Origin of the sequence: Mesorhizobium sp. M2A.F.Ca.ET.067.02.1.1 (assembly GCF_004023285.1) — a bacterium.
Lineage (GTDB): Bacteria > Pseudomonadota > Alphaproteobacteria > Rhizobiales > Rhizobiaceae > Mesorhizobium.
The window spans coordinates 1-6,286 of sequence record NZ_RZSB01000335.1 but is presented as its reverse complement, the minus strand read 5'-3'; the positions used below and the strand labels follow the sequence as shown (position 1 = coordinate 6,286).

Sequence of the window (6,286 nt, the reverse complement as noted above, 5' to 3'; positions counted from 1 at the left end):
CTCCTATCCGGCGCGGCCGGACCGCGCCGCCGTGCATGGCCTGAGCTTCCAGGTTAAGCCCGGCGAGACGGTGGCGATCGTCGGGCCTTCGGGCGCCGGCAAAAGCACTGTCTTCTCGCTGATCCTGCGCTTCTACGATCCCGAGACCGGGCGCGTCGCCATCGACGGCGTCAATCTGCGCGAGGCCGACCCGGCCGCCATCCGTCAACGCATCGCGATCGTGCCACAGGACGTCACCATCTTCGCGGCAAGCGTGCGCGACAATATCGGCTTCGGCCGGCAGGGCGCCGGCGACGCCGAGATCGAGGCCGCCGCCAAGGCCGCGCTTGCCGATGAATTCATCGCCAGACTGGGCAACAGCTATGACAGCCAGGTCGGGGAGCGCGGCGTGACACTGTCGGGCGGCCAGCGCCAGCGCATCGCGACTGCCCGCGCCATCTTGCGCGACGCGCCGATCCTCCTGCTCGACGAGGCGACCTCGGCGCTCGACGCCGAAAGCGAGACCCTGGTGCAACGGGCGCTGGAGCGGCTGATGCGCGGGCGCACCACCATCGTCATCGCGCACCGACTGGCGACGGTGCTCAAGGCCGACCGCATCCTGGTCATGGAGGGCGGCCGCATCGTCGAGGAAGGCACGCATCAGAGCCTTGTCGCCAAGGGCGGCATCTACGCGCGGCTCGCCAAGCTGCAGTTCGAGGCAGGCGCCGACGCGTTCAAAGGCGCGGCGGAGTAGAAATGTGTCAGCCTGGTCGCCAGTCGGCGAGTAGAGTGATGCGGCCCAAGTGTTTTGTTTTGGCAAAATGCCGCCGGTCGGCTGTTACCAACGTTGCAGCGCGATTGATGGCGATGGCGTGGTAAACGCAATCGTTGAGCGTCGGATAGCCGCCAGCCGGACTGAGCTGCGTCGCCATCTCCTGTGTTTTGGCCAGTTCGTCCATATCCGGCTCCAGAAGCTCGAAACCGCCTTCGCGCAATCCGGCGATGAGCTTTGCGACCATGACAAAGGATTGCTCATAATGGAGCGCAGTCGATAGCGCCTCGTAAAGCAGGATGCCGGGAGCGGCTATGGCGCGGCCATCTGCAATGTTCTTCGCGAACAGATTTCGAGCCTGTTCGCTGTCATCCTCATCCCGAAAGAGTTTGATGAAGATCGACGCGTCGACGATGATCACTTTTTGCGGCCTTCGAGGATATCCACCGGCCGGCCGTCCATTTCCTGGCGAATTCTGCGCAGCACGTCGGTGGAGTCTTCGCCGCCGGTCGAGGTCGACTTGAATTCCCGGATCATTTTCAGAGCGCGTTCTTTCGCGGCGTCCTTCAATGCCTTCGCGATCGCCTCTTCGACAAAGCGGGATCGCTTGCTTTTCGGAATCTGGCTTTCAAGCGTCTCCTTGATCGTGCTGTCGATCGAAAACGTTGCGCGTTCCTTGGGACCTGAAGCGTTCATCTGCGCACCTCCCAATCATAACATACAGTAGTACGAAATGGTACGCAAATGAGCGGCCATTGCCGCCGGGGTCGGTCTATGAGGCTCCGTACCGCCAGCGCAGATGCTCCGTGAAGTAAGCGGCGTTCAGCTTCTCGCCAGTGGCGCGCTCGAGCAGCTCGGGCGTCGACCAGCGCGAGCCCTGCGACCAGATCTTTGCGCGACGCCACTCGTTGATGGCGCTGAAATCGCCCTTGGCAAGGTCCTCGTCGGCGGACGGGTGCTCCCTGGTCAAAGCCGCCCATTGCTGCGCCGCCATCATGGCGCCCAACGTGTAGGAGGGGAAATAGCCGAAAGCGGCGCCCGGCCAGTGCACGTCCTGCATCGGCCCCTCGGCCGGGTTGTCGATGGTCGAGAGGCCGAGATAGTCGCGCATCTTGACGTCCCATGCCTCGGGGAGGTCGGCGGCTTCCAGCCGGCCGGACACCAGCTCCTGCTCGAGTTCGTAGCGCAGGATGACATGCAGCGGATAGGTGACCTCGTCGGCGTCGACGCGGATCAGGCCGCGCTCGACATGGTGGACATGCGGCAGGATGTCGACGAGCGACCAGGCTTCGCCGAGATGTCTTTCGACCATCGGCAAAGCCCAGCGCCAGAAGGCGGGGTTGCGGCCGACCTGCTTTTCGACGAACAGGCTCTGGCTCTCATGCACGGCCATGCCGCGCGCCTTGCCGAGCGGCCAATGCGACCAGGCCTTCGGCAGGTTCTGCTCGTAGAGCGCATGACCGGTCTCGTGCAGCACGCCCATCAGCGCCGACAGGAAATCGGAGGTCTTGTAGCGGGTGGTGATGCGCACATCGGTCGGCACGCCGCCGCAGAAGGGATGGTGCGATACCGACAGCGAGCCATGGGTGAGGTCGAAGCCGACGGCCGCCATCATGGCAAGGCCGAGCTCGCGCTGGCGGTCGACGGCATAGCTGCCTGACAGCGGCTTCAATGGGTGCTTCGCCAATCGCGCATCCTGCACGGCCAGCGCATGCGGCAGGAAGTCCTTGAGAAAGACCTTCAGCTCGGCAAACACCGGCGTGATGTCGGCGGCGCGGTTGCCGGGATCATACTGCTCCATCAGCGCGTCATAGGGGGCGAGGCCGAGCGCGTCGGCGCGCAGCGCCGCCTCTTCCCGCACCAGGGCCACGACGCCTTCCAGTGCCGGCAGGAAGCCCGCCCAGTCGTTCCTGGCGCGCAAGCTCCGCCAGAGCTGCTCGGAGCGCATGCGCGCTACCGTCTGGCGTTCGACAAACTCGGCCGGCAGGCAGGTGAGGTTGGTGTATTGCCGGCGCAGTTCCCTGACCGCCGCCTGCTGTTCCTCGCTGAGCGGCTCGGCTTCGGCGGCCGAAATCCAGTCGCCGATCTCCGGCGCGGTCGCCTGGCGATGCAACATGCCGGCCAGCGAGGACATCGCCTCGGCGCGTTTCTCGCCGCCGCCAACCGCCATATGCGTCGCCTCGTCGGCGCCGAGTATGGCCAAAGCATGCTCCAGCGCTTCGAGCTTGTGGCCGAGGTCGTCGAGTTTCTGGAAGGACATGATGGATACCCAGCTTCAATGTGGCTGGCGCGAAAAGATACCAACGCACCGCGCTTGGCAACCCTGATCGGCCGGGATGGAACCAGTGGTCTTGCCTTGTGGGGCGGCTGCGTGATCAATGCCGGGAACAAGCCGCTGGAGGGGACGATGATCGGCAATATCCTGGTCGGGCTGGTGGCGCTGATCCATTGCTACATCGTCTATCTGGAGATGGTGCTTTGGGACACGCCGCGCGGTCGCAAGGCGTTCGGACTGACGCCGGAATTCGCTAGCGCCTCGAAGGTGCTCGCCGCCAATCAGGGGCTCTATAACGGCTTTCTCGCCGCGGGCCTGATATGGGGTCTCTACCTCGGCACTGCGGGCTTTCAGGTCAAGATGTTCTTCCTGCTGTGCGTCGCGACAGCCGGCCTCTACGGCGCGGCAACTGTCGGCCGCAAGATTCTCTTTGTTCAGACGGTTCCGGCAGTGCTTGCGATCCTCGCGCTTTGGCTCGGCCTATAACCAAAGCGATACGCGATCGAAAAAGGACGCCCTCTGGGCCAGGTCCCGCGGGCGCCAGGTGGTCCCTTCCCTGGTGGTCAACCGTTCGGGTAATTCCCGCCGTCGTCGCCGTCGCCTATCATGAAGCCGCTGCCGGTGTCGTTCATCAGCCTCTGGTCGACATTGTCGAGGCGGCGCAGCAGTTCATGGTATTGCGCGGACGGGATCCGGCCGTGATCAGAAGCCGCGACATGCTCCGCGGCCTGGCTGATGCGAGCGGCGCGCATGTGCAGTTGCTGCGCCTCGGAAGCCGAAATGTTGTTTGCCTGCCGGGCATCGGTGATGCCCTGATCCACGCCTTGGACCTGATCGATAAGACCGGCCGCGCGGGGGCCGACGAAATCGGCCGTAGGGGTCGCGTCGAGAGCCCCCTTGTGGTGTCCGGCCGCATAGGCGCCGGCGAGCGGGGCCGCGATCAACGCGGCAGCCAGAGTCATAGTCTTGAGAGATGTTGAAGCGCGCATGGCGGCGCATCCTCCGATAGGGAAGGCTGCGGCCCTGCCGCATTGCCTTCCGACCTTTGCGGGCCGTCCGGTTCCGTCGCGTCGCGATGGGAGGCATCGCCGGCGGTCCCCGGCCCTGCGCGGCAAATTAGGTGCGTCGATTGCCGATGGTAATGTTTTCAGGACTTGCCGGCGGGACTTGGTACTCTAAGTATTCAGCCGACAAACAACTTCCCGTGACTTGGTGTGATAATGGATCACCGTTCGGTGAGCTTCAGTTCAATGCGGCGGTTCTTGCTGCGCGCCTCGTCGGTGTCGGCGGGGTCGAGTGGCTGGAACTCGCCGAAGCCGGCGGCCACCAGCCGGTTGGCCGGCACGCCGTTCTCGATCAGGAACTTCACCACCGAGGTGGCGCGCGCGGTCGACAGTTCCCAGTTGTCGCGATAGCGGCCGGTGCCGGACAGCGGCTTGTTGTCGGTGTGGCCGTCGACGCGCAGCACCCAGCTGATCTCCGGCGGGATTTCCTTCTGCAATTCGATGATGGCGTCGGCGAGCTTCTTCATCTCGACCTTGCCGGCGTCGTTGATTTCGTCGGAGCCGGTCGGAAACAGCACCTCCGACTGGAAGACGAAACGGTCGCCGACGATGCGGATGTTCTCACGGTCGGCGAGGATCTCGCGCAACCGACCGAAGAAGTCGGAGCGGTAGCGGTTGAGCTCCTGGACGCGCTGCGCCAGCGCCACGTTCAGACGGCGGCCGAGATCGGCGATCTTGGTGTTGGAGTCGCGGTCGCGCTGCTCGGAGACGTTAAGAGCGTCTTCGAGCGCGCCGATCTGCTTGCGCAGCGCCGCGATCTGCTGGTTGAGGATCTCGACCTGGCTCAGCGCCTGCTGGCTGATCTGGCGCTGGTTGCTGAGCTCGCCGGAAAGCTGGTCCGCCCGCTTGTTGGCCGCGTCGCCGGCGCCGGCGCCCTGCGCCAGCAATTGCTCGAGGCGGCTCTTTTCGGCCTGCGCCGCCGACAGCGATGCCTGCAGGTTGGCGAGCGTATCCTCCTTGTCCTGGCTGTTCGAGCGCTCCAGCGCGAGCAACTGGGTCAGCTCGTTGATCTGCGAGTTGAGACGGTTGAGCACGGTGTCCTTGCCGGAGATCTCGCGGCTGAGCAGGAACTGCGCCAGCACGAAGACGGTGAGCAGGAACATGATCGCCAGAAGCAGCGTCGACAAGGCGTCGACGAAACCCGGCCAGTAGTCGATGCGGCGGTCGGCGCGCCGTCTTGCCAGCGCCACGTCAGTGGACCCCTTGCTTCTTCAGCGCGTCGGCGATCTTCTCCAGCGTGTTGCGCATGGCCTTCTGCTCGTCCGACTGGGCCTCGACCCAGTCGCGCATGATCTGCTGCTCGGAGCGCATGTTCTTCACCAGCCCCGAGATGCCGTCGGCGAGGTTGGCCATGGCGGTGGCGACGCGCGGATTGGAGCCGCCGCCATTCTCCTGCAGGCTGCGCAACCGCTCCGACAGTAGGCGGATGTCCTCGGAGGATTCGGTCTTGGCGGTGTCGGAGACGACGATGTCGGACGACAGGTCGGTGACCGAGGACAGCCAGTTCTCAAGCTCGGTGTAGAAACGGGTCTGGGCGCGGCCGGCCTGCAGGTCGAGGAAGCCGAGCACAAGCGAGCCGGAAAGGCCGAACAGCGAGGACGAAAAGGCGGTGCCCATGCCGGCGAGCGGCGCCGACAGACCCTGCTTCAGCGCATCAAGCACGGCGGCGGCATCGCCGGTGCCGGGATCCAGCGCTTCGATCGTCTCGCGGATCGAGGCGATGGTGTTGAGCAGGCCCCAGAAGGTGCCGAGCAGGCCGAGGAACACAAGCAGGCCGACCAGGTAGCGTGAGGTGTCGCGGCTCTCGTCGAGGCGGGTTGCGATGGAATCCAGCATCGTGCGCATCGACGAGGTCGAGAAGGCGATCGTCGACGAGCGGCCGATCATCGCCTTCATTGGCGCCAACAGCACCGGCTCGGTGGTTTCGGAGCCGGCGCGGAAGGAATTGACCCAGCGCACCTCGCGGAACAGCCGCCCGACCTGGACGAAGGCAAGCAGGATGCCGACCGCCAGCACGCCGACGATCAGCCCGTTGAGGCCCGGATTGCTGGAGAAGGCGGTGGAGATCTGGCGGGTGAGGATGGCGGCGATGAAAGCGACGATGATCAGGAAGATCACCATGGTGAGCAGGAAGACCTGCGGGCTCGACAGCTTGTGCGGATCGTAGACAAGGACGTCCGATTGCCTGCCGAAGGA

8 protein-coding genes are annotated in these 6,286 nt (G+C 64.7%); 2 read left to right on the top strand and 6 right to left on the bottom strand.

The genetic code is table 11. The features are described from left to right. Positions 1-733 (top strand): ATP-binding cassette domain-containing protein (locus EOA28_RS21225; RefSeq protein ID WP_128315227.1); only part of this gene is annotated, 733 nt, incomplete at its 5' end. A 7-nt stretch (positions 734-740) separates the two neighbouring features. Here EOA28_RS21225 and EOA28_RS21220 read toward each other — a convergent pair. From EOA28_RS21220 to EOA28_RS21210, 3 genes are all read right to left on the bottom strand, one after another. Further along, entirely contained in the window at positions 741-1,172 is a 432-nt protein-coding gene (locus tag EOA28_RS21220; RefSeq protein ID WP_127249615.1) for a type II toxin-antitoxin system VapC family toxin, read from the bottom strand. Then, complete coding sequence (locus EOA28_RS21215; RefSeq protein ID WP_127249614.1) at positions 1,169-1,447, bottom strand: hypothetical protein; 279 nt, start codon at positions 1,445-1,447, stop codon at positions 1,169-1,171. Before EOA28_RS21215 ends, EOA28_RS21220 begins: the two co-directional genes overlap by 4 nt. A gap of 76 nt (positions 1,448-1,523) precedes the next feature. Beyond that, a complete protein-coding gene (locus EOA28_RS21210; protein ID WP_127249613.1) occupies positions 1,524-3,011 on the bottom strand; it encodes a carboxypeptidase M32 in 1,488 nt (495 codons plus the stop codon). A gap of 147 nt (positions 3,012-3,158) precedes the next feature. Between EOA28_RS21210 and EOA28_RS21205 the strand changes: the two genes are divergently transcribed. Continuing rightward, positions 3,159-3,512: a DUF1304 domain-containing protein gene (locus EOA28_RS21205; protein ID WP_127249652.1), complete on the top strand. Its 354-nt coding sequence runs from the start codon at positions 3,159-3,161 to the stop codon at positions 3,510-3,512. 77 nt (positions 3,513-3,589) lie between these two features. On the opposite strand, the gene EOA28_RS21200 is transcribed toward EOA28_RS21205, so the two are convergent. The 3 genes from EOA28_RS21200 to EOA28_RS21190 form a co-directional block, all read right to left on the bottom strand. Further along, positions 3,590-4,015: a hypothetical protein gene (locus EOA28_RS21200; protein ID WP_127249612.1), complete on the bottom strand. Its 426-nt coding sequence runs from the start codon at positions 4,013-4,015 to the stop codon at positions 3,590-3,592. Between the two features lie 236 nt (positions 4,016-4,251). Continuing rightward, entirely contained in the window at positions 4,252-5,280 is a 1,029-nt protein-coding gene (locus EOA28_RS21195; protein ID WP_127249611.1) for a peptidoglycan -binding protein, read from the bottom strand. Between the two features lies 1 nt (position 5,281). Further along, on the bottom strand, positions 5,282-6,286 hold a 1,005-nt coding region (locus EOA28_RS21190; RefSeq protein ID WP_128315226.1), incomplete at its 5' end, for a MotA/TolQ/ExbB proton channel family protein.